We start from the raw sequence: 20,337 nt of genomic DNA on the forward strand, positions 1-20,337 counted from the left end.
CCTGACGATGCAGCCGGAAACGATATTAGATCGCGCCCGCTCGATTAACTGCACGCACGAACCTTTTTTTGTTATGGCAATCTACCGAAGATGATATTAGGGATTCATCGCTCCTCGACGCACCCTACTAATGATGTAAGTAAATCTAAAAATCTAAAATCTAAAATCTAAAATCTAAAATCTAAAATCGACTGACGGCGAGGAGCGATCGTTTTGAGAAAAGCCAAGAAACTGCCTGCAACATATCCGTAGCGAGCATCGCGGGTTCCTGGAGACTCTGGCGGTAGTTTCTGCACTGGAAGCGCTGCATCAAATTTCTGAATGCTGTTAACCGATCGCCGACAATTCATTAACTATCTTGACTCTTCCCTTAAGCACGTAGCGCAGCAGTCGGTTGAGCGAATATATATCTTGCTCGTCGAGAGAGTCATCCAAAACAGCAGCCATCAAACCGTAGCGATCGGCCAATGTCAAACAGCCTGTATCGGTAACAGAGGCCAGTATTTCAGAAATAGCGCCGGGGATAAGTTGAATAAAAAGCATAAGACCTTCTCTGAATTCGATAGTTATATCATCTATCATTCTCCCAAAATCAACAGTGACGCTGACAGAGTAGAGAATGTGATTTTTTGACGCTAATTGTGCGATCGTGACGCATCTAATTGTGTGACTAGCGGCGTTTTAAGTATGCGATCGGCGTCACAACATTATTTTATTATTTGCCAATTTCCCTCTCTCCCCTCCCAAATCTAAAGATTTACAAAGATTTTTAGGCTCTGTGGGTGTTTTTACCGACTACTCATGTATAAAACGCATTGTCAGTATGCAAAATCTTCATAAAACTCAATATTTTGTAAAAATAGCTACGAATCTTTACGGTGGTGGGTTTTACATTTGTTCGTAACAAAGGCGCATCGAAACGCAGCGATCGAACAATCGGTAGCAACCATAACAACCATAAATAGGTTGGCGGCATTCGAGGCAGCGTCCAGAAAAGCTCAAGTATACAAAAGACCAACCATGCTTAAAAGAAATTCTATCGAGTAACTAAATATACAGTTTTAAATTCATACAGTCACTAAGGTTAGCAGGAAACACACTTTATGCTCCAAGTCAATACTTTTCCCGAACAAGCCAGCCGCGAGGGTAAATCAATGACCCAAACAGTAGAACCAAAAACCAGCCAGAACAAATTTGAAAAACTCAAATCCGAAAAAGATGGCTTAGCAGTCAAAGCCGAATTCGATCGCTTCGCCCAAATCGGCTGGGAAGCAATGGACGAAATCGATCGCGACTACCGCCTCAAATGGTTCGGCATCTTCTTTCGGCCAGTAACTCCTGGGAAATTCATGATGCGGATGCGGTTGCCCAACGGCATCATTACCAGCAATCAAACCAGAACCATCGCAGAAATTGTACAGCGCTACGGCGACGACGGCAGCGCCGACATCACCACCAGACAAAACCTGCAACTGCGCGGAATTCGCATAGAAGATGTGCCCGACATCTTCAGCCGCCTCAAAGCAGCGGGGATGACCAGCGTTCAGTCCGGCATGGACAACGTTCGCAACATCACCGGTTCCCCAGTCGCAGGCTTGGATGCCGACGAACTGATAGATACGCGGGAACTGGCGAACCAAGTCCAAGACATGATTACCAACAGCGGCGAAGGCAACCCCGCGTTTTCCAATTTGCCGAGAAAGTTTAATATTGCGATCGCAGGCTGCCGCGACAATTCAGTCCACGCCGAAATTAACGACATCGCCTTCGTACCCGCTTACTTGGACGGCAACATCGGGTTTAATGTTTTAGTCGGCGGATTCTTCTCCGCCAAACGCTGCGAAGCTGCCATTCCCCTCAACGCTTGGGCAAGTCCCAGCGACGTTGTGGATTTGTGCAAAGCCATATTAAATGTGTACCGCGATCGAGGCCCGAGAGCAAATCGCCAAAAATCCCGCTTGATGTGGCTGATTGACGAACTGGGCATCGAACAATTCCGCGCCGCCGTCGAACAAGAATTAGGCCGCACATTGCCCGCCGCCGCCCTCAAAGATGAAATCGTCTGGGACAAACGCGACCACATCGGCATCTACGACCAAAAACAAGCAGGGCTCAAGTATGTAGGGCTGCACGTTCCCGTCGGACGGCTGAGCGCATCGGATTTGTTCGATTTAGCCAGAATCGCCGAGGTGTACGGCAGCGGCGAGCTCAGGCTCACTGTCGAAGAAAACGTCATTGTGCCCAACGTTCCCGAATCGCGGATTGAGTCGCTGCTCAAAGAACCGCTGTTGCAGCGTTTTTCCATTGACCCCGCACCCCTGACGCGAGCCTTAGTTTCCTGCACCGGCTCCAAGTTTTGCAACTTCGCCCTAATTGAAACCAAAGCCCGCGCCGTCGCAATGATTGGGGAACTCGAAGCCGAACTCTCCGTTCCCAAACCGGTCAGAATTCACTGGACGGGTTGCCCCAATTCCTGCGGCCAACCGCAAGTAGCAGACATCGGTTTGATGGGGACAAAAGTTCGCAAGAACGGCAAAACCCTCGAAGGTGTAGACATTTACATGGGAGGTACAGTCGGCAAAGATGCTCATTTGGGTACTTGCGTCCAAAAAGGCATCCCTTGTGAAGACCTTAAACCGGTGCTGCATCAACTTTTAGTCGATAACTTCGGTGCTGTTCCCCATCAAGGAGATGTAGATTCGCTCAACCGACAACTGCAACTGACGGTTGAGAGAGACGAAACGACTCTCTTGGCGACGAAACCTCAGACATCTACTGTCATTTTCGCTCGATCGGGCAAAACAGTTGCTTGCACCGAAGATGAATTTATTCTCGACGTTGCCGAACGGGCAGGAGTCGAACTCGACAGCAGTTGTCGTTCGGGAACCTGCGGCACTTGCAAGCAGAAACTTCTAGAAGGGAAGACAGTTTACGACAGCCAACCCGACGCGGCTGCCGATTTAGAACCAGGGTTCATTTTAACTTGCAGCGCGCGGGCGATCGGCCAAGTGTCGATCGACGCCTGATCTCACATCTGCCATCTCACATTCCAACGATCTCAAAGTACAACAAGAATTCAAGACAAATGAGCAACCTTTCCCGCAGAAAATTCATCATCACCGCCGGAGTCACAGCCGCCGGCACCCTCCTAGCCCACGGTTGCAGTTCCGGTTCCACCACATCTAACGCAACTCCCAGCGGAACCTCACCCACCGCCGCCCCAGCAGTCAACATCAACCCTGCCGACGCCCCCGAAGTTACCGCAGCCAAACTCGGATTCATCGCCCTCACCGACGCAGCACCCTTAATCATCGCCCTAGAAAAAGGCTACTTTGCCAAATACGGCATGAAAGACGTGCAAATTGCCAAACAAGCATCTTGGCCGGTGACGCGCGATAACCTAGAACTCGGTTCCGACAAAGGCGGCATTGACGGCGCGCACCTCCTATCCCCGATGGCTCACCAGATGACATTAGGCACAATTACCAAAGGCAATCTGCCAGTGCCGATGAACATTCTGGCGCGGTTAAATACTAACGGTCAAGGTATTTCCCTCGGCAAAAAATACCTAGATTTAAAAATCGGTACCGATAGCAAACCTTTTAAAGCAGCCCTCGCCAATCAGAAAGTTCCGATTGCTATGACATTTCCCGGAGGCACCCACGATTTGTGGATACGGTATTGGCTAGCAGCAGGCGGTATCAATCCAGATACAGATGTTTCCGTGATTCCCGTACCGCCGCCCCAGATGGTAGCTAACATGAAATCCGGCAGCATGGAAGCCTTTTGCGTAGGCGAACCTTGGAACGCTCAGCTAATTGCTCAAAAAGTAGGATACAGCGCCTTAATCACTGGAGAACTTTGGAAAGATCACCCAGAAAAAGCTTTAACTTTAAGAGCAGATTGGGTAGCCAAAAATCCCAAAGCTGCTAAAGCACTTACAATGGCTGTTCTCGAATCCCAGCAGTGGTGCGAAAAGGCAGAAAACAAACAAGAGATGTGTGAAATCATCGGTAAAGATAGATGGTTAAAAGTTCCAGTAGCCGATATTGTCGCTCGCTCTAAAGGTCAAATTGACTACGGTACTGGTCGCGTTGAAGCTTCTAGTCCAGTAGCGATGAAATTCTGGGCTGACAATGCTTCCTATCCCTACAAGAGCCACGATGCTTGGTTCATCACTGAAAATATTCGCTGGGGTTATATCCCGGCTAATACCGACATCAAAGCAACCGTCGATAAAGTTAACCGCGAGGATATTTGGAAAGCAGCAGCCACAGCAATTGGTGTTCCCGCAGCCCAAATTCCTGCTACGACTTCTCGCGGTGTCGAAACCTTCTTTGACGGCATAAAGTTTGACCCCGAAAAACCAGAAGAATATCTGAAGAGTCTGGCAATCAAAAAAGCATAAATTCCCTACTATTCGCTCATGGTTGATAATAAGAAATAAACCATTTGCTAAGAAATTGGATTAGATTCAAAATTGGGAGTTTGCAATTAATAATTATCCTTGAAATTAGGAGATGATTCCAAAATTCGGAGTTACGCACGGGATTAAAAGCCGGTTTTTTTACGAACATTGTTTCTAACAGCCATACAATTAGGTAAAAACCAAGTTTATTTGTACTAAATGCGTCAAAGAATGAAGATATCAAATCTTAAATTTCAACTCAACAGGTCATCTCGCGTCCGGTCAATTACCAAAAAAAATGGTTGGTTCGTAGTGCGGACTTCAGTCCGCAGTTTAAGAGCGGACTGAAGTCCGCACTACGAACCTGACGCGATATCAAAGCATCTACAAGCAATTATCCATTCACTGCTAATTCCTCAGAGTAAATAGAAAAATGGCAACAAACCTCTCTGTTTTAAAAAGCAAAAATCCGGTAAATTTCGTTCTGGATTTGGTGCAAAAAAATCGCCGAAAAATCATTCGACCTTTAGTCGCGATCGCAGTTTTGCTCACAATCTGGCAAATCCTTTGCCACGGTGAGGGTTCCTCCTTGCCGGGCCCGGTTAAAGTGGTTCAAGAAACCTGGACTTTGATTGTCGATCCCTTCTTCGACAACGGCGGTATCGACAAAGGTTTATTTTGGCAAATTTTAGCGAGTTTGCAGCGAGTGGCGATCGGCTTTACTTTATCAGCAATTCTCGGCATAAGTTTAGGGATATTGATCGGCACAAATCCTTTAATGTACGATGCTTTAGACCCGCTGTTTCAAGTATTTAGAACTATCCCGCCTCTAGCTTGGTTGCCGATCGCCCTGGCAGTATTTCAACAGTTCAATCCCTTTGAAGGTATCGGGCTAAAAACCAACGAAGTAGCAGCACTTTTTGTAATCTTGGCTACAGCAATTTGGCCGATTATCATCAATACCACAGTAGGCGTTCAACAAATACCCCAAGACTACAGAAACGTCGCCCGCGTCTTGCGCCTACCCAACCGAAAATACTTCTGGAAAATCCTGATTCCATCTTCAGTTCCTTACATCTTCACAGGCTTGAGAATTGGTATCGGTTTGTCTTGGCTGGCGATCGTAGCAGCGGAAATGTTAGTCGGCGGTGTTGGCATCGGTTTCTTCATCTGGGACGCTTACAACAGTTCTAGACTCAGCTCCGTGATTCTAGCAGTGCTTTATGTAGGTATTGTCGGCTTGCTATTAGACAGAATAGTTGGTTTTATCGGTTCTAAAGTGGTTCCCGAAGAAAGCAAATAGGATTTGGGAATGGGGAATGGGGAATGGGTGATTGGGAATTGGGAATGGGGAATGGGGAATGGGTGATTAGTTAGGATCTAAAATTTAATAACTTAAACACCTCCTACAGTCCTCTTTCCTGTAAGTTGCCAGATCGAAGGAGGCAGAGCCTCCGGATCTGCATTACCAGGCAGAGCCTGGTAACGAGTAAATGCCCTGTTTGCCACATTCCCACCCTTCGACTTCGCGAGCGGACAAGATGCCCCATTCCCAATGCCCCATTCCCAATGCCCCATTCCCCATGCCCCATTCCCCATGCCCCATTCCCCATTCCCAATTCCCAATTAAGATTTAGCATCTACCAAGTAAAAACTACCTAAAAAAATCATGTCAGTATTTGTTGAAGTAGACCACGTTGACCGCGTATTTGATCTGCCAAATGGAGAGCAATACATCGCTCTTAAAAATATCGAACTTAAAATTAAAAAGGGAGAATTTATCTCCTTAATCGGACACTCTGGTTGCGGCAAATCTACACTGCTAAATATCATTGCTGGCCTGGATACAGCAAGTCAGGGTGGGGTTATTTTAGAAGGGCGCGAAGTCCGCGATCCAGGCCCGGATCGGATGGTGGTGTTTCAAAATTATTCGCTGCTTCCTTGGCTGACTGTTCGCGAAAATATCGCCCTCGCAGTGGATGAAATCTACAGCGGTAACACTCAAGAAGAGCGCGAATTAGTCATAGAACACCATATTAAATTAGTAGGACTCGGACAAGCTGCCAAAAAACGGCCTGGGGAAATTTCTGGGGGGATGAAACAAAGAGTTGCGATCGCCCGCGCCCTCGCGATTCGCCCGAAATTGCTGCTGTTAGACGAACCCTTTGGTGCTCTTGATGCTTTAACTCGCGGCGGTTTGCAAGACCAGTTGATGAAAATTTGCCAGGAAAGCAAAGTCACCAGCGTGATGGTAACTCACGACGTTGACGAGGCTTTGTTGTTGAGCGATCGCATTGTCATGCTTACCAACGGCCCGGAAGCGCAAATCGGACAAATCCTCGAAGTGGACATTCCCCGCCCCCGCAAGCGCATGGAAGTTGTCAACCATCCGAGTTACTACGCGCTACGCAACGAAATTGTTTACTTCCTCAACCAGCAAAAGCGCGTCAAACAACGCCGGGCCCAACAACAACTACCTGCGATCGCCCGCAACGGCCTGGAAAAAGTCAACCTAGACATCGGGTTTATTCCCCTCACCGACTGCGCGCCCCTAGTCGTAGCCAAAGAAAAAGGATTTTTCAAAGCCCACGGCTTGGAAGAAGTTACCCTCGTGCGCGAACCTGGCTGGAAAGCAATTGCCAAAGGAGTCGCCGAAGGACGGCTGGACGCGGCACAAATGGTCGCAGGAATGCCGATCGCCATGTTGTTGGGATTGGACGGCGAGCAACCGGTGCCAGTCTGTAGCGCCCTCACTCTGTCTCGCAACGGCAATTCGATTGTTTTGAGCAAACACCTTTACAAACAAGGTATTCGGACATTAGAGGATTTCAAAGCGGAGATCGCCAGCACCCCCGACAAAGCTCACACCTTGGGGATGGTACACTCCGCCTCCATGCACAATCTGCTGTTCCGCTACTGGCTGGCCGCCGGCGGCATCGACCCCGACTTGGACGTGGGCTTGACCGTGATTCCGCCCCCGCAGATGGTATCGAATTTAAAAGCAGGTAACATTGACGGCTACTGCGCCGGCGACCCCTGGAACTCCCACGCAGTCAACGACGGTAGTGGTTTTGTCATCGCCCGTTCCCTCGATATTCTGCCCGGACACATCGAAAAAGTTCTCGGTGTTACCGAAGATTGGGCTCAGAAATATCCTCAAACCCACGTCGCCCTCGTCAAAGCGCTTTTGGAAGCCTGCGACTACTGCGACGATCGCCGCAACCGCGAAGAAGTGCTGGGGTTGATTTGTCAAGAACAATACATCGGCGCAGACTCCAAAAACATCCGCCCGGGATTCCTCGATCCGTACAACTGCGGCACCGAGGCCGAACCCGAAATGCTCTACAACTTCAACCAGTTCTACGTTGACCAAACCAATTGTCCAGACCGCCTAGAAATGGTGTGGGTGATGGCGCAGATGGCCCGCTGGGGTCTGATTCCGTTCCCGAAAAACTGGGTGGAAGTGGTCGATCGAGTGTTGCGGCCCGATGTCTTCGGTCAAGCAGTTCGCGAGTTGGGTTTGCCGGATATTTCGAGAGTTCGTCGGACGATCGAGCTATTTGACGGCACTGTCTTTAATCTAGACGACCCGATCGACTATCTCCAGAATGTCAAAATCAAGCGCGGACTCCGCATTGAAGAAATCTTAATTGAACAAATAGGCAGTCAGTGTTCTATCAAAATCCCTGCATAACCAGTAAATAGGAAGAGGAAATGAGGAGTAAGGAATTAGGAAACAAGACTCCACATTTTCCGATTTCCACAACTCCCAAAATCCCTCTTAATCTAAAAGCTTCATGTCTAATCCTCAAAAACACAAGCCAATTTCTGAAAATATGCAAACTCTAACAACTCCCGAAACTACTAATCTTCAGACAGGAAAACCCGGTTTTTTAACGATAAAAAACGTATCCAAAGTCTACAACAATCAGAAAGAACCTGACAAACCTTTTGTCATTCTCGACGGTGTAAACCTGACTATTAATGAAGGCGAATTTATTTGTTTGATCGGTCACTCCGGCTGCGGCAAATCAACTTTGCTGAACATGATTGCGGGATTCAACGGGCCGACCAGCGGAGAAGTTGCTCTGGAAGGTTCGCCGATTACTGAACCCGGCCCCGATCGCATGGTGGTGTTTCAAAACTACTCCCTACTACCTTGGCTGACTGCTACTGAAAACATCCACCTCGGTGTTGAAAGTGTTTATGCTGACAAGTCCGCAGAGGAACACAATGCGATCGTCAAACAAAACTTAGAATTAGTGGGGCTGACCGAAGCTGGTAATAAAAGACCGGGCCAATTGTCCGGGGGGATGAAACAGCGGGTGGCGATCGCCCGAGCTCTAGCAACTCGCCCCAAACTATTGATTTTGGACGAACCTTTCGGAGCTCTAGACCCGATTACGCGGGAAGAATTGCAGGAAGAATTGCTCAAAATCTGGCGCGAGCACAAAATTACTGTCATCATGATCACTCACGATATTGATGAAGCTTTGTTTTTAGCCGATCGCATCGTGATGATGACCAACGGCCCCGCCGCTTCCATCGGCGAAGATATGCACATTCCCTTCAGCCGTCCCCGCAACCGCACGCGGGTAATGGAAGACCCCAGATATTACGAACTGCGGAACTTTGCTTTGGAGTTCCTGTTTTCTCGCTACGCCCACCACGAAGAAGATGAAGCAACGGACTCGGAAACAGAAACCGTCGCGATACCCCTGCCAGTACCTGCTGGCAAAAAGCCTGCAGTTGCTGACAAGCCAAGGCCAGAGGTATCTTTTATGCCTCACGCTACTGAACCCGTAGAAGCTTCACCGCTCAAAGGAGCTATCTTCGCAGTGTCGTGGTTGGCAGCAATGGCTACTTTAGCAGCAGTCAATATGTCTGCGGTTTCCAGCCAGCTAAAGCAAGCGAAACTAGCAGAAACTGCACTGCAAGCGCCGACTGTGGCCGCAGTTGTGAGTTCTCCCCCCAGCCCTGCGCCTGTTGCGGTTAGCCCTGCGCCGATGATTGCTGCGAGTCCTGCGCCTGTTGCGGTTAGCCCTGCGCCGATGATTGCTGCGAGTCCTGCGCCTGTTGCGGTTAGCCCTGCGCCGATGATTGCTGCGAGTCCTGCGCCTGTTGCGAGTCCTGCGCCGATTGCTGCGACTAACAGCACCGGATCGGGGATTTCTGACAAAGCCGAACTCGATACGATCGCAAACCAGTTATATGCAAAAATTGACCAAAATTGGAGAACAACTCCGACATTTACCGAAAGTTTGACTTATCGGGTCAAAGTGAAACAAAACGGCGATATCCTACAGTTCGATCCCACAAATCAAGCAGCTAAAGATTTTGTCAAAGAAACGCCTCTGCCGGTTTTGCAAACTCCAGCAGGTGTCGTCGCAGGCGATCGAACAACGGCTGAATTTCAAGTAAATTTTAGCCCCAGCGGCGTATTAGAAGTTAAAACAGCCAAGTAGGCGAAAGCTTCCCGCACGCGGCTCTTAGATTGCTATGAACAACCAAGTCAGTCGATTTTCGCATTCAAAATTTGAGCTTAAAAATTTATTTCACAGATAAATCTGGCAGCTTTAGCGGAAGTGTAAAATTTGGGATATCGAATCAGGACTGTCTGGTTTCCGTTTTTGGTAATTAGTGTATTCGCCCACTGTTTTACAGGGGAGTTATAAACTGTCATAAACTGGCTGCAAATAAGAGCGATCGCGAGTTTTAGTAAGACAGCGGTTAATTTTAAATCAGGGTATTTTCCGCTGCTGTGAAGCGTTTTTGGGGTAACTTTGTAATAATTGATACATTGTTGGGAACAATTTGTTCTGATTATAATGACAAATTACCTATTATCCATGAGCTTTCAAAAATTAGCATCTAAAATCACCAGATGGAAACTATAAAAACTCTTTGCCCTTACTGCGGTGTAGGTTGCGGTCTAGAAGTTGTTCCCGACAAAAAACAAAGTTGGAAAGTTCGAGGCGATCGCAATCACCCATCAAGTCAGGGTATGGTTTGTATTAAGGGAGCAACGGTAGCAGAGTCCATTCGGAGCGATCGGCTACTTTATCCGATGATGCGAGACACTCTCGACCAACCCTTCCGCCGCGCTAGTTGGGACGAAGCTCTCGATGCCATTGTTAACCGCATCCAAAAAATTCGCAGCACCACTGGCCCCGATGCTTTGTGCGTTTACGGTTCGGGTCAATTCGTAACAGAAGATTATTATGTTGCTCAGAAACTCATGAAAGGTTGTCTGGGTACAAATAATTTTGATGCGAATTCTCGCTTGTGTATGTCTTCAGCAGTTTCGGGATACGTTCAAAGCTTTGGTTCGGACGGGCCGCCTTGCTGTTACGACGATTTAGAATTAACAGATTGTGCTTTTATTGTCGGTAGCAATACAGCGGAATGCCATCCAATTGTGTTCAACCGCTTGGCCAAATATCACAAAAAAAATCCCAATGTCAAGATGATTGTGGTAGATCCGAGGCGGACTCCGACTGCTGAAGCGGCAGATTTGCACTTAGCAATTAAGCCCGGTACGGATATAGATTTGTTCAATGGAATTGCATATTTACTGTTGCGAAAACGGGCAATAGACCCTGAATTTATTCAAGACTGCACGGAAAATTTTTCAGCTTTTGCGGAAGTTATTAGCAGCTACACGCCGGATTTTGTCGCCTCGCGCTGCGGTATTAGTGTCAGCGATTTAGAAACGGCTGCCCGTTATTGGGAACAGTCGCAGCGGGTTTTGTCGCTGTGGTCGATGGGCATCAACCAGTCCTCCGAAGGTACGGCCAAGGTGCGATCGCTAATTAATTTGCACTTGATGACCGGTCAAATCGGCAAACCGGGATGCGGCCCGTTTTCCCTCACCGGCCAGCCAAACGCGATGGGAGGGCGGGAAGCCGGAGGACTCTCTCACCTACTCCCCGGTTACAGATTTGTGAAAAATGCCGAACACAGAACCCAAGTCGAGGAGTTTTGGGGAATTGCACCGGGAAGCATTTCCCCAAATCCCGGCCGCACTGCTTGGGAGATGATTTTGGGATTGGAAACTGGCGATGTCGAGTTGCTGTGGATTGCAGCTACTAATCCGGTAGTGAGTATGCCGGATTTGGAACGGACAAAGGCTGCTTTGCTGCGATCGCCCTTTACGATTTATCAAGAAGCTTACTATCCCACGGAAACCTCAGCCTACGCTCACATCCTGCTGCCGGCAACCCAGTGGAGCGAAAAAACCGGAGTGATGACAAATTCCGAACGCCGCGTTACTCTCGGCCCGGGTTTCGACATTCCTTCAGGTGAAGCGCGCGATGACTGGAGCATTTTTGCTGAAGTCGGCCGCCGCTTGGGTTTTGCGGAACATTTTGCTTTCGACAGCAGCGCTGACGTATATCAAGAGTTCGTGCAGTTGACAAGGGGCAGGCCTTGCGATGTAACTGGCCTGAGTCACGAATATTTGCGCCTCCAAGGCCCCCAGCAGTGGCCCTGTCCCGAAAACGAGCCTCCGCATCCAGCCAACGAAGCGAAACGGCTGTATACTGACAGGCGTTTTCACACTCCCGACGGGCGGGCAAAATTTTCGGCTTATCACTCCCGGGGACTCGCTGAACCTCCAGATCCTAACTATCCGTTTGTGTTGACGACGGGGAGACTTTACGGACACTGGCACACGATGACGCGCACGGGTAGAACTGAGAAAATTAATCAATTGCACCCCGATCCGTTTTTGGAAATTCACCCGCGCGATGCTGCGAAATTGCAGATTAATGAGGGGGATTTGTTGGAAGTTCGATCGCGCCGCGGTAAGGCTCGGTTTCCGGCAAAAGTTACTAAGGCGATCGCCCCTGGTACGCTATTTGTACCGATGCACTGGGGCGCTCTGTGGGCCGAAGAAGCTGAAGCCAATGCTATGACTCATTCGGCAAGTTGTCCCGATTCCAAACAGCCAGAGTTAAAAGCTTGCGCCGTGCAATTGGTGTTGGTGGGGGCCGAAACAGCAGCGCCGGCTGTGGCAGAAGTTGCCGCAGGGGTTGAGGAATTTAATTGGGCCAAATCCACTGTCGCCGTTACTTCTCTATCTGGCCTGTGACTTTGGGATTTGACATACTCACCTAGCCGGATCGATCTCATTACCTGGGTTTCGTCCCACAGACTCCGGCAAAATCGTAATTTTTTGTTAAGGAACCGGGTTTCAAGGCAGTCAAGTACGGCACAATCCCCGGTTGCTCTATTTTCGTCAAAACTTCTCTCGCCCCAGCAATTGTGACCCAGACGCACCGAAAGAACGGCGTTATCGGGAACTCCTGGCAAACCAGGATAATTCAATTAATTTATGGTCAGCTTTTCCTGTTTGATTCGCGGTTTTTCGTCTCGCCCAAAAGCTTGCGGCATTCTTTTGGATCGATCGGCTCAAAAAATTGCAGTTTGCAGGTATAGGTGCTATGATTGTTTTCACAAAGCTTTATTTTCGGCAGTACAGTTCGTTCGATCGGCGTTCCTCCGGATTTAAATCTCTACAACCTCGATTCTGGAGAATGTTCAATGTCAATCTATGTCGGCAATTTATCCTACGAAGTAACGCAGGAGCACCTCAGCCAAACTTTTGGTGAGTACGGCACAGTCAAGCGCATTCAAGTGCCTGCTGACCGTGAAACAGGTCGGATGCGCGGTTTCGCTTTCGTAGAAATGTCTACTGAAGCAGAAGAAACTGCCGCCATTGAAGCTCTTGACGGTGCTGAGTGGATGGGTCGCGACCTCAAAGTCAATAAGGCAAAACCCCGCGAAGAACGTGGTTCTTCTAACAGCGGTAACTGGGGCAACAACGACCGCTCCTCTCGTCGCTACTAAACCATTTAGAGCTAAATTTTTAGCTCGATCGTGTGTTTGCCCGATCGAAAACGGAGTCAACAATCATGATTTGTTGAGAATAGATAGTTGATTCTGCGATCGCATCGAGCCTTGAAATCCTCAAAATGTTGCCAAACAACAGCTTGAGGTTTTTTTTATGTCAAATTTTTATCCGCGCCTGTAGAAGCTTGTATCTAACTTGAGAGAGGGGGAGAGGGGGAGAGGGGGAGAGGGGGAAAGAGGGAGAGGGGGAGAGAGGGGGAGAGAGGGAGAAGATTTTTGAGCGATCGTCGAAATATAGCGGTTATCAAAAAAGCGAGGATAGCCCAATGCCCCATCCCTCCGCTTCGCTCCGCCCAATGCCCAATGCCCAATGCCCAATTCCCAATTCCCAATGCCCAATTCCCAATGCCCAATTCCCAATGCCCAATGCCCCTTGCCCAATGCCCGATGCCCAATCCCAGATAGTACCTCATCTTTCTGAGAAAGGCTATATATCTTCTTAATAAGTCTATTACTTTAACTAATCCCTTAAAATGTGGAAAGCGCTAATTTAAAATATCAGGTAATTATCAAACATGACTATTGAATTAACAAAGGGTGACAGATTTAATCTTTCTAAAGAAGCTCCTGATTTCAGTAAAATTGCGATCGCCCTGGGGTGGCAAGTCAGCCAGACAGCACAAAACTGCGACATTGACGCATCTGTGTTTATGTTAGGGGCTGACGGTCGGATTCCCGATGAAAAGTATTTTGTATTTTACAACAATCTGACATCGCCGGACGGTGCGGTGCGACATTCAGGTGACAGCAGGAATGGACAAGTTGAGGGAGATGATGAGACGGTTTATCTGGATTTGAGTAAAATCAATTCGGCGATTCAGGAAATAGTGTTTGTTGTGACTCTTCACGAGGGACAGGAAAAGAATCAAAGTTTTAGTCAAGTTACAAATGCTTTTATCCGGCTTTACAATTCGGAAACTGGAAACGAATTGGTTCGGTACAATTTAAATCAGATATTTTCTCAAGAAACGGCTTTAGAATTTGGACGTTTGTACAGGAAGAATGGCGAATGGAGGTTTCAGGCTGTAGGACAGGGATATAATGCTGGGTTGCAAAGTTTTGTGGACAAGTATCATGTTGAGAATGCGGTTGATAAAAGCTCGAATGGTGGTGAGAAGGTTGATGATGCTGAGGTTTTGAGGCGCTTTAGCGATCGGGTGGACAACCAATTGCGGGAAAAAGCAGCGAGAGAGTCTGTGGCTAATCCTGTAAATGCGGATAACTTGGAAGCTAATAAGGATGTTGATGATTCTGTTAAAAATGTTGATGATTCTGTTTCAAAGAATCAGGAATTTGCTATCACTGCTGAGGAATTTTTACGGCGGTATAACCAGGGAGAACGGGATTTTACAGGAATCAACTTAGCAGGAGTGGATTTGAGCGGCAAAACTTTGGAATATCCCATTAGTTTCAGTCAAGCAAACCTGAGCAATGCCAACCTTAGTAATGCCAACCTAGTGAAGGCAAACTTGATTGGAGCTAACCTGCAAGGGGCAAACTTGAAATCCACAAACCTGCAACAAGCCGATTTAATTCAAGCTAATTTTAGTGGTGCAAACTTAACTAAGGCAAATTTGAATTATGCAAGACTCATTCAAGCAAATTTAAGTCAAGCAAAATTGAGCGAGACACAATTGCATAGTGCGAACTTGACTACAGCCAATTTAAGCAGTGCCAACCTAACTCAGGCAAATTTAAATAACGCTAATTTGATAGGAGCAGATTTAAGTCAAGCCAAAGTAACTAAAGTTAACCTATCTTATGCTGATCTAAGGGGTGTCAAGCTGAATGGGGTAAGTTTAGTTGCTGTAAACCTTGATGGAGCAAACCTGAAAAACGTAAATTTGAAAGCGGTAAGCTTGATCGGATCTAGTCTTGCTCAAGCTAATCTGAGCGGTCAAAACTTGGCAGGCTTAAACCTGTCTGGAGTTAGCTTTCAAAATGCTAACTTGAGTGGAGTAAACTTAACTTCAGCAAACCTGTGCGGAGCAAATTTGAGTTATGCAAACTTAGAGAAAGCTAACCTGAAAGATGCCAACTGGGTTGGAGCAAATATGACAAGTGCTAAACTCGCAGGTGCAATTATGCCAGACGGCACAACTCACGAATAAATGGAAGTGCGATTTTTGTACTAAGGACTTCAGTCCTTATATTTCTGGATTTAAGCGCTGTGATTCCGAGAAACCGGGTTTTTTATCGATCGCGCAAGGAAACCAAATATTGTCGCAAAAAACCCGGTTTCTGGCCCAGCGCGTACTGGATTTAAGGGCTGCGACTCGGAGAAACCGGGTTTTTGCCCGCATCGGCGCGCCCAAACGCAATATCTCGAAAAAACCCGGTTTCTGGCCTGGTGCGTACTAAATTTAAGCGCTGTGAGTTTGAGTATAATTAGGGTTAAATGTCCAATATTATAGATTTGAGATGAATGAATCTGACACGGAAATTATAGAATCTACCCTCAGATGGATGACGGAGTTTGTCGAGTTACCGCATCCAGTTTTCAGCGATTTACCGATTTGTCCCTTCGCTAAAAAAGCACGCTTGGCCAATCAAATTTTATTCAAAATCGAGCGGTTTTCAGCGCTGATTCAGTTTGATACAGATTCTACTATCATGAAATCGATTCATGAATTTGCTAATTCCGAATTTGAAATAATGGTAGTGATTAATCCCGATAAAACTGCGATTACTGCGCCACAAACTCAAGAATTGATGGACAAATTAAACACTCAGATTTCTGAGTTGGGATTGCTAGCTTTTCACACTCATCCCGAAGAAGATTTTAATATTGATGGGCTTTATACTAGGAGGATGCCGTATCCCGGCTTCACTGTGCAAGTAAATTCTAAGCTGAAGCCAGCTTCTGATGCTTTAGAAAACACTGAATATTACAAGAATTGGACGGCGGAACAACTCAAAGATTTCGGGATTCCGAGAAATTGATGATCGCCCTTCGCCCATTTTTCCCTTACTTCCTAACGCGCCCTACGCCTCTTCGCGGTTTACTCTTCCTTTTCCCCAGTTCCCCGCGTCTCTCCTAGCCATTACAATAAGTTCAGGAAAAAATCTTTACACATAAGAACTCATGCAGCTCAAGTCCACAACCCGCCATATTCGCATTTATACCGCCATCCTCGAAGACAACGAACTCGTACCCAGCAATGACCTTTTGACGATCGACATTGACCCGGACAACGAACTAAACTGGAACGACGAGTCAGTCAAGCAGGTATATGCCAAATTCGACCAACTCGTAGATGCTTACGAGGGCGAAGACTTGACAGAGTACAACCTCCGCCGGATTGGTTCGGAATTGGAGCATTTGGTGCGATCGTTCTTACAGAAAGGCCAAATCAGCTACAACCTCAACAGCCGCGCTGTCAACTACAGCATGGGACTTCCCCGTGTTGATGCCAAAATTCACCTCTAAGGGGAAAGTCGGAGAGGGGGAAAGGGTGCAATAGCGATTGGGGGAGAGGGAAGAGTGGGAGAGAGTCCGATCGGAAAAATCATCCCTATTTCCTCTTCTTTCTCCCCTCGAACCTCAACATTGAGCCGTTAAATTCTTGACAATCCCATTCCCGCACTGCTGCGATTACGCCGAATTTCCCGATCCTTATTCTTCAGTTCCCTTGGTTTCTGCGTCTTTCCCACTGTCATTCGGATCGATCGCACAATTGGGATCGCGAGCCAAAAACTGCTTTACTGCAAGTTGGCGGTTAGTCATAAACTGACCCCAAGCGCCGGGAAACATCTGATCCAAGGTTTCCACCAGCGCCCAAACTTCAAGATTCATCACTTTGTAATAAAAACCGTGAGAATGCTGAATCCTAGTCAGCATTTCGTCTACCTCAACAGGAGGTAGCAGCTTCGGATCGCGTAAATTATCGCCAAAGGCGCTGGACTCATGTAGGGGCATGGTTAAAAATTTAACAGCTTACTGATTGTCGGTCAGTTGATTTTAGATTTTAGATTTTAGATTTTAGATTTTCGCTTAGAAATTGATTCCACGGATGAATCTGGGCGGGATTGTATGCGTCTCAGGCTCAGGTTAAATTTAACTTGACTTGCCCGCGCTCGGCTACAAGGCACCGATCGCCCGATCGACCAAACCGAGAATATATGTTTATTTATACCTAAAAGCTCAGGGTATTTCTACGTATAGCGGTTCGATCGCGTAGTGAGGTATGCCCTGTTTGGCCAATGCCCGGTTTGCCGCATAGTAACTCATATGAGATTTCAAAAGCCTATATCTGCATCCTAGCATCAGAGTTCGTCTAAAATCTCAGTTAGCTTGAGGGCTGCGATTGCTTCGTCGGCTGTCAGTCTCAGCAATATCCTGACCTGGGCTGGTGTCGCGCCAGCGTCGATTCCTGAAAGCCGATCGCCAGATTTATCCGGGGGTCAACAAAATGGTAGACTGTTGCTTTGAGTACAAAGCGAAAGTCAAAACTAAAAAATTTTCAGAAAATATCGCCGCGCACACAAAAGTGCAAAAGTGATGAGCCTGGGAACCAAAAAAACCAAGAAATTAGGACTGCAAAGTCTTAAGAATCTCCCTCTGCACAAAAAACGGGAGTGTCATATAATCGCCACATATCAACCTGTCGAGATTCAAGGGCTAAAATAGTTCAGATCGGCACGGCCCAAAGGCGTCAGGAACCCTTATGCAAAACTCTATGCCAAAACACTACCTGTGGGCTGTAGGTGAAGGGATCAAAGCGTGTAAACCAGGCGATCTAATCGGAGGTCGCTATTTGGTCAAGCGCGATCGGCTTCTTGTCGATACTCAACCCGAACAGTTGCCGGAACTGCCCGAAGAGATTCCGAGCGCGATCGTTCCTTATTTGAGATTGTTTGCCTATCAGTTGCACGTACCTCAAGTATACGGGCTGATATCGTCCCAGACGAGCAAACTCTCAGGAGATATCTGGCTGCTGGAAAACGCGCCTATTGTGAAGGTGACGGAATCTTTAATGCCGGAATTGGCAGACTCCTGGAAAGGAGCCTCCGCCATGCGACAGCTCAATTGGCTGTGGCAAATTGCCAAGTTGTGGCAGCCTTGTATGGCTCAGGGCGTGGCTTCCACCCTGCTGACTCCCGAACTGTTGCTGGTGTCGGGCCAGTTAGTCAGGTTTCTGGAATTGCAGCCCGATCGCAAACCGCCTAATTTGTCGCAGTTGGGCAAATTGTGGCAGCAGTGGATCGATGATGCTGACCCCACGATTGCCAATTTTTTGAGGCAACTTTGCCAGCAAATGGTCGCCGGTCAAGTGCGCCAAGGCGAACAACTCATGGGCCAGTTGGATAAAGCTCTGGCAAAATCCGGCCGATTTTACGATCGTCACATTGAGATTGCTACGGGCACAGATGTGGGCCGAGCCCGGGCTCATAACGAAGATGCTTGCTATCCGCCGGACGGTACGGTATTTGCCGGACTCCCGGGCGTGTCGGCTTGCGCGATCGTCTGCGACGGTATCGGCGGACAAGACGGCGGCGAAGTCGCTTCGGAATTGGCGATTGCTGTACTTCAGGAAAAATTGCAGCTTCTTCCCCTGCATCAAGCTAATTGGGACCCGCTGAGCCTGACTTCCAAGCTCGAACGGGCCGCCTGTGCCGCTAACGACAAGATAGCCAGTCGCAACGACAGCGAAAACCGCCAAGGCCGCCAGCGAATGGGCACTACCCTAGTCATGGGTTTAGCTCACATTCACGAAGTCTACGTCGCCCACGTCGGAGACAGTCGGGCTTACTGGATTACCCGCACCGGCTGCTATCAAGTTACTCTCGATGACGATGTAGCTTGTCGTGAGGTGCGTTTGGGTTACTCGCTATACCGCGATGCTTTGGAACAAGTCGCCGCCGGCGCTCTGATTCAAGCTTTGGGCATTACTTCCTCCAACACTCTGCACCCGACAGTGCAGCGATTTCCGGTGGATGAGGATTGCGTTTTTCTGCTGTGCTCCGACGGTTTGAGCGATAAAGACCGGGTTGAGGAATGTTGGGAAGCGGAAATTTTGCCAATTCTCGACGGTAGCATTAATGTGGCGAAGGCGCGCGATCGACTGATCGAGATTGCTAATACCAAAAACGGTCACGATAACGTCACCGTGGCTTTAATTCACTGTCAAGCACATTTGAAGGACAATGGCAATACTTTGACAGAATTGTCTGTCGCACCTTTAGATGTGCCGATCGAACTAATGCCCGACGCCGAAGATATGCCAACCGATTTGACCGGCAGCACAGCCCTGATCGAGGCTAATTCTCAACTAAAAACGCAGTTAATACAGCCGCCAGACAGAGGCAAAAGTCTATTTTCGCTGTTAGTAAAAATAGTTTTTTTGTTAGGTTTGGGAGGTGTATTTGCTTATTTTTTCATTCCTCCGGTGGGTCGGGCGATCGATACTGCCGGGGAGTCGATTTTCGGTAAACGCGGTTTAATTAATGCTCGAAGCGAGCCGGAGAAAACTGTTCAACCAGTATCTTCTGAACTCAATTATTTAGAAAAAGGCTCCTTTGTAGAACTCAAAAATTCTGGTAGTGGGGAATTGGGCGCTTCGGGCGATCGCTTGGATTTGCGATCGGCAATCGGTGAGTTGACTGTCAAAGGAACAGTCCCTGCAGGCAGCGTTTTGCAGGTGACAAACAAACAGCTTACGCCTCAAGGTAATTGGCTGGAATTAAAAGTTTGTTCGCTTCCTGCAATAGTGCCGTCGAACTCTCCCAAACCAAAATCAAATAAAGATTTCTCTACTGTTTCCCAACCAACAATCAGTCCATCTCCCGCTGCGGCCAGTCCCTCGCCTTCGCCGGATATTAAGCCAACAGTTGCAGTAGAAACCGCCAAACTGCAAGCGGGAGAAATCGGATGGATTCAGGAAAAAGATGCCGTTTCTAAAGTAGCAATTAACCCAACTCCCAACCCCACTCAACAGGGGAAATGCGCTGTTGGTTATGACTCAACTCCCAATTCTAATTAATTCTCGTCGGTCATCGCTGATTAGTTTTTTTTG

At 47.9% G+C, this 20,337-nt stretch carries 16 protein-coding genes; 11 read left to right on the plus strand and 5 right to left on the minus strand.

Translation table 11 applies throughout. The annotated features are described in order from the left end of the window. Positions 1 to 167 precede the first annotated feature (167 nt). Together QUB13_RS12175 and QUB13_RS12180 are read right to left on the minus strand one after the other, a co-directional pair. Positions 168 to 350 carry a hypothetical protein gene (locus tag QUB13_RS12175; protein WP_333380957.1) on the minus strand — a complete coding sequence of 61 codons (183 nt, stop codon included), beginning with the start codon at positions 348 to 350 and terminating at the stop codon, positions 168 to 170. Next, a complete protein-coding gene (locus QUB13_RS12180; RefSeq protein ID WP_194011692.1) occupies positions 328 to 543 on the minus strand; it encodes a hypothetical protein in 216 nt (71 codons plus the stop codon). Before QUB13_RS12180 ends, QUB13_RS12175 begins: the two co-directional genes overlap by 23 nt. A 560-nt stretch (positions 544 to 1,103) precedes the next feature. Between QUB13_RS12180 and QUB13_RS12185 the strand changes: the two genes are divergently transcribed. The 3 genes from QUB13_RS12185 (at position 1,104) to ntrB (ending at position 5,711) form a co-directional block, all read left to right on the plus strand. Then, positions 1,104 to 3,026 carry a ferredoxin--nitrite reductase gene (locus QUB13_RS12185; protein ID WP_442922158.1) on the plus strand — a complete coding sequence of 641 codons (1,923 nt, stop codon included), beginning with the start codon at positions 1,104 to 1,106 and terminating at the stop codon, positions 3,024 to 3,026. Between the two features lie 59 nt (positions 3,027 to 3,085). Further along, positions 3,086 to 4,408: a CmpA/NrtA family ABC transporter substrate-binding protein gene (locus tag QUB13_RS12195; protein WP_333380959.1), complete on the plus strand. Its 1,323-nt coding sequence runs from the start codon at positions 3,086 to 3,088 to the stop codon at positions 4,406 to 4,408. 433 nt (positions 4,409 to 4,841) lie between these two features. Further along, a complete protein-coding gene (ntrB, locus tag QUB13_RS12200) occupies positions 4,842 to 5,711 on the plus strand; it encodes a nitrate ABC transporter permease (protein ID WP_333380961.1) in 870 nt (289 codons plus the stop codon). A gap of 162 nt (positions 5,712 to 5,873) precedes the next feature. On the opposite strand, the gene QUB13_RS12205 is transcribed toward ntrB, so the two are convergent. Then, entirely contained in the window at positions 5,874 to 6,014 is a 141-nt protein-coding gene (locus QUB13_RS12205; RefSeq protein WP_333380963.1) for a hypothetical protein, read from the minus strand. A gap of 63 nt (positions 6,015 to 6,077) precedes the next feature. Between QUB13_RS12205 and QUB13_RS12210 the strand changes: the two genes are divergently transcribed. From QUB13_RS12210 to QUB13_RS12225, 4 genes are all read left to right on the plus strand, one after another. After that, positions 6,078 to 8,102 carry an ABC transporter ATP-binding/substrate-binding protein gene (locus tag QUB13_RS12210; RefSeq protein ID WP_333380964.1) on the plus strand — a complete coding sequence of 675 codons (2,025 nt, stop codon included), beginning with the start codon at positions 6,078 to 6,080 and terminating at the stop codon, positions 8,100 to 8,102. A gap of 103 nt (positions 8,103 to 8,205) precedes the next feature. Further along, positions 8,206 to 9,873 carry a nitrate ABC transporter ATP-binding protein gene (locus QUB13_RS12215; protein WP_333380966.1) on the plus strand — a complete coding sequence of 556 codons (1,668 nt, stop codon included), beginning with the start codon at positions 8,206 to 8,208 and terminating at the stop codon, positions 9,871 to 9,873. A 419-nt stretch (positions 9,874 to 10,292) separates the two neighbouring features. Then, the gene (locus QUB13_RS12220) at positions 10,293 to 12,500 is read left to right on the plus strand and encodes a molybdopterin oxidoreductase family protein (RefSeq protein ID WP_333380968.1); all 2,208 of its coding nucleotides are present in this window, start codon (positions 10,293 to 10,295) and stop codon (positions 12,498 to 12,500) included. Positions 12,501 to 12,952: 452 nt separating this feature from the next. Continuing rightward, positions 12,953 to 13,258, plus strand: coding sequence for an RNA recognition motif domain-containing protein (locus tag QUB13_RS12225; RefSeq protein WP_194012852.1), 306 nt, complete (start codon positions 12,953 to 12,955; stop codon positions 13,256 to 13,258). Between the two features lie 168 nt (positions 13,259 to 13,426). On the opposite strand, the gene QUB13_RS12230 is transcribed toward QUB13_RS12225, so the two are convergent. Beyond that, a complete protein-coding gene (locus QUB13_RS12230) occupies positions 13,427 to 13,702 on the minus strand; it encodes a hypothetical protein (protein WP_333380970.1) in 276 nt (91 codons plus the stop codon). Between the two features lie 134 nt (positions 13,703 to 13,836). Between QUB13_RS12230 and QUB13_RS12235 the strand changes: the two genes are divergently transcribed. From QUB13_RS12235 to QUB13_RS12245, 3 genes are all read left to right on the plus strand, one after another. Continuing rightward, positions 13,837 to 15,432 carry a TerD family protein gene (locus tag QUB13_RS12235; protein ID WP_333380972.1) on the plus strand — a complete coding sequence of 532 codons (1,596 nt, stop codon included), beginning with the start codon at positions 13,837 to 13,839 and terminating at the stop codon, positions 15,430 to 15,432. 310 nt (positions 15,433 to 15,742) lie between these two features. Then, positions 15,743 to 16,264, plus strand: coding sequence for a hypothetical protein (locus QUB13_RS12240; protein WP_333380974.1), 522 nt, complete (start codon positions 15,743 to 15,745; stop codon positions 16,262 to 16,264). Between the two features lie 142 nt (positions 16,265 to 16,406). Next, positions 16,407 to 16,751, plus strand: a complete 345-nt coding sequence (locus QUB13_RS12245) for an NAD(P)H-quinone oxidoreductase subunit M (protein ID WP_332991772.1) — start codon at positions 16,407 to 16,409, stop codon at positions 16,749 to 16,751. A gap of 186 nt (positions 16,752 to 16,937) precedes the next feature. On the opposite strand, the gene QUB13_RS12250 is transcribed toward QUB13_RS12245, so the two are convergent. Further along, positions 16,938 to 17,240: a hypothetical protein gene (locus tag QUB13_RS12250; protein ID WP_194011901.1), complete on the minus strand. Its 303-nt coding sequence runs from the start codon at positions 17,238 to 17,240 to the stop codon at positions 16,938 to 16,940. A gap of 760 nt (positions 17,241 to 18,000) precedes the next feature. Here QUB13_RS12250 and QUB13_RS12255 point away from each other — a divergent pair. Beyond that, positions 18,001 to 20,304: a PP2C family protein-serine/threonine phosphatase gene (locus QUB13_RS12255; RefSeq protein ID WP_333380976.1), complete on the plus strand. Its 2,304-nt coding sequence runs from the start codon at positions 18,001 to 18,003 to the stop codon at positions 20,302 to 20,304. The last annotated feature ends 33 nt before the right edge of the window (positions 20,305 to 20,337 follow it).

Origin of the sequence: Microcoleus sp. B4-D4 (assembly GCF_036705185.1) — a bacterium.
Lineage (GTDB): Bacteria > Cyanobacteriota > Cyanobacteriia > Cyanobacteriales > Microcoleaceae > Microcoleus.

Excerpts from the sequence above, each read along its gene's own strand:
- QUB13_RS12225 (WP_194012852.1), top strand. The coding sequence starts at position 12,953 with ATGTCAATCTATGTCGGCAATTTATCCTACGAAGTAACGCAGGAGCAC.
- QUB13_RS12210 (WP_333380964.1), top strand. The coding sequence starts at position 6,078 with ATGTCAGTATTTGTTGAAGTAGACCACGTTGACCGCGTATTTGATCTG.
- QUB13_RS12175 (WP_333380957.1), bottom strand. The coding sequence starts at position 350 with ATGAATTGTCGGCGATCGGTTAACAGCATTCAGAAATTTGATGCAGCG.
- QUB13_RS12250 (WP_194011901.1), bottom strand. The coding sequence starts at position 17,240 with ATGCCCCTACATGAGTCCAGCGCCTTTGGCGATAATTTACGCGATCCG.
- QUB13_RS12240 (WP_333380974.1), top strand. The coding sequence starts at position 15,743 with ATGAATGAATCTGACACGGAAATTATAGAATCTACCCTCAGATGGATG.
- QUB13_RS12180 (WP_194011692.1), bottom strand. The coding sequence starts at position 543 with ATGCTTTTTATTCAACTTATCCCCGGCGCTATTTCTGAAATACTGGCC.
- ntrB (WP_333380961.1), top strand. The coding sequence starts at position 4,842 with ATGGCAACAAACCTCTCTGTTTTAAAAAGCAAAAATCCGGTAAATTTC.
- QUB13_RS12185 (WP_442922158.1), top strand. The coding sequence starts at position 1,104 with ATGCTCCAAGTCAATACTTTTCCCGAACAAGCCAGCCGCGAGGGTAAA.
- QUB13_RS12245 (WP_332991772.1), top strand. The coding sequence starts at position 16,407 with ATGCAGCTCAAGTCCACAACCCGCCATATTCGCATTTATACCGCCATC.
- QUB13_RS12215 (WP_333380966.1), top strand. The coding sequence starts at position 8,206 with ATGTCTAATCCTCAAAAACACAAGCCAATTTCTGAAAATATGCAAACT.
- QUB13_RS12195 (WP_333380959.1), top strand. The coding sequence starts at position 3,086 with ATGAGCAACCTTTCCCGCAGAAAATTCATCATCACCGCCGGAGTCACA.
- QUB13_RS12255 (WP_333380976.1), top strand. The coding sequence starts at position 18,001 with ATGCCAAAACACTACCTGTGGGCTGTAGGTGAAGGGATCAAAGCGTGT.
- QUB13_RS12220 (WP_333380968.1), top strand. The coding sequence starts at position 10,293 with ATGGAAACTATAAAAACTCTTTGCCCTTACTGCGGTGTAGGTTGCGGT.
- QUB13_RS12235 (WP_333380972.1), top strand. The coding sequence starts at position 13,837 with ATGACTATTGAATTAACAAAGGGTGACAGATTTAATCTTTCTAAAGAA.
- QUB13_RS12205 (WP_333380963.1), bottom strand. The coding sequence starts at position 6,014 with ATGGGGCATGGGGAATGGGGCATGGGGAATGGGGCATTGGGAATGGGG.